The organism is Ruegeria atlantica, from assembly GCF_013033965.1.
GTDB lineage: Bacteria > Pseudomonadota > Alphaproteobacteria > Rhodobacterales > Rhodobacteraceae > Ruegeria > Ruegeria atlantica_D.
This window is the reverse complement of record NZ_WQFE01000040.1, coordinates 1-1861: the sequence shown is the minus strand read 5'-3', so window position 1 is coordinate 1861 and position 1861 is coordinate 1. Positions and strand designations below refer to the sequence as shown.

Sequence of the window (1861 nt, the reverse complement as noted above, 5' to 3'; positions counted from 1 at the left end):
CTTCTGTGGTTGCCGCCCGGGATGCAAGAGATAAAAGTTAGTTACAGACGTGATCGAATGCGGACTTCTGTCAGGCCTCTGGTTTGCGGCCTTTCCGGTGCCGCAGGGCCGGTATGGTGATCAGCGGATCAGGTCCAAATCTGTTAACCGAGTTTTTGAAACTCTTCCGGACACTCTGGTTTTCCCAATCCAGATCTTTCGATCATTTGCCCATGCAAACTATTGCTTTCTCACATCTACCAGCAGCTGAGTTTGGCAGGCCTTAGCTTGCCACAGTCAGTGCCGGATCCCTGTAGTCTTCTCCTTTTGTCATCATCGCCCAAATCTGCCGTGCCATTTTGTTGGCAAGTGCGATTGCGACCAGCATGCGCGGTTTACGTTCCAGCATTTTCGCAAGCCAAGACCCTTCCCGAATGCCTTGGCGCCCAATCCTGCTCAGCCGCGACATCGCCCCGATTATTAACAATCGCCGAATATCGGCTTGCCCAGCTTTGGACACGCGACCAAGCCGCTGTTTCCCACCCGATGATCGTTGCATCGGAACCAAGCCTAACCAGGCCGCGAAATCACGCCCACATTCGAAGGTACTCATATCAGGCGCGAAGGCTTCGACTGCCAGGGCAGTCATGGGCCCAGCTCCAGGCATTGTCTGAACACGTCTTGCGAAACCTGTTTCCGATGCCAGCTTATTTGCGCGTTTCGTGCGTGCTTCAATGCGGACCGTCTTCTCGGCGATCTGCGCGAGTAGATCCAAACACTCTTCACGCACCAAAGCCGGGAGCCTGTTGTCCTCAGCTTCGACTATCTCCTTCAGGCGCTTTTGGTGCGCCACTCCTTTGGGCACCACATGGCCATATTCGTAGAGCACAGAACGCAAAGCGTTTGTAAGCTCAGTGCGCTGATGCACCAGACGCTCCCGCGACCGAAAGAGGACAGCCCGAGCTTGTTGAGCCTCTGATCTGGGCTCGACGAAGCGCATCTCCGGTTGACGCGCCGCGATGACAATCGCTTCGGCATCTGCGGCGTCGTTCTTTTGCCGCTTGATGAATGGCTTTACGTACTGTGGAGCAATCAGTTTCACCTCATGCCCAAGGGCAGTCATTTCACGGGTCCAATAGTGGGCACTCCCGCATGCTTCCATCACGACCAAAGCAGGTGGGTGATCCGACATGAATTTCCGAAACTGACTTCGGGTCAGTTTCTTGCGGAATTTCACGTGCCCTTCCGGCGACGCTCCGTGGAGCTGAAAAACGTTTTTTGCCAGATCCACTCCGATCATTGTATCATGCATAACGGTTGCCGTCCTCTCGTGTAATGGGTGTCCACTTCACCCTTTATGGCACATTGCGATGCCGTTTGATGAGGGCGGCAACCACCCCATCTGTTAACCTGATCCGCACAAGCGCGGACCAGGGCCGGACATCGGGCATTCTGCCTACGCCGACAGGAAAGGGCGACTTGCTCCGATAAAAACAACCCGGCCTGCAGGTCATTCCATCTTGGGAAGGCCACCTGCTCAGGTATCAACCACAGTGTTTGTGTCAGATCGATGTGATGTTGCCGGTTCCCCGCCTCGGCATCGTTCAATTGTTCCGCACGCATCAATTCCAGAAATTCTTGCCTTTCGTCCGGCTGACAGATTCAACCCCGTTGCCACAGCAAGATCCTCTCTCACGTGTTTCTTCTTGATGAACATACGCGAGCAGTCGGGAATGGCGCTCATGATCCTGATGCGGATCACGAGCTTCAACGACTATTTTCCGCTGCCGGGCAAGCCCGCCATTGCATCGCGAAACAAAATAGCCGCTGACATCCCCTTCTGTAATGGGGCGTTAAAGATCAAGAAGAAAATGTCTTACAA

Annotated in this window: 1 protein-coding gene; it reads right to left on the bottom strand. The window is 54.2% G+C overall.

Going from position 1 to position 1861, the window contains the following annotated elements; genetic code table 11:
• Positions 1-262: 262 nt before the first annotated feature.
• On the bottom strand, positions 263-1291 hold the full coding sequence (locus tag GOW16_RS22580) for an IS110 family transposase (protein ID WP_170419813.1): 1029 nt from the start codon (positions 1289-1291) through the stop codon (positions 263-265).
• Positions 1292-1861 lie beyond the last annotated feature (570 nt).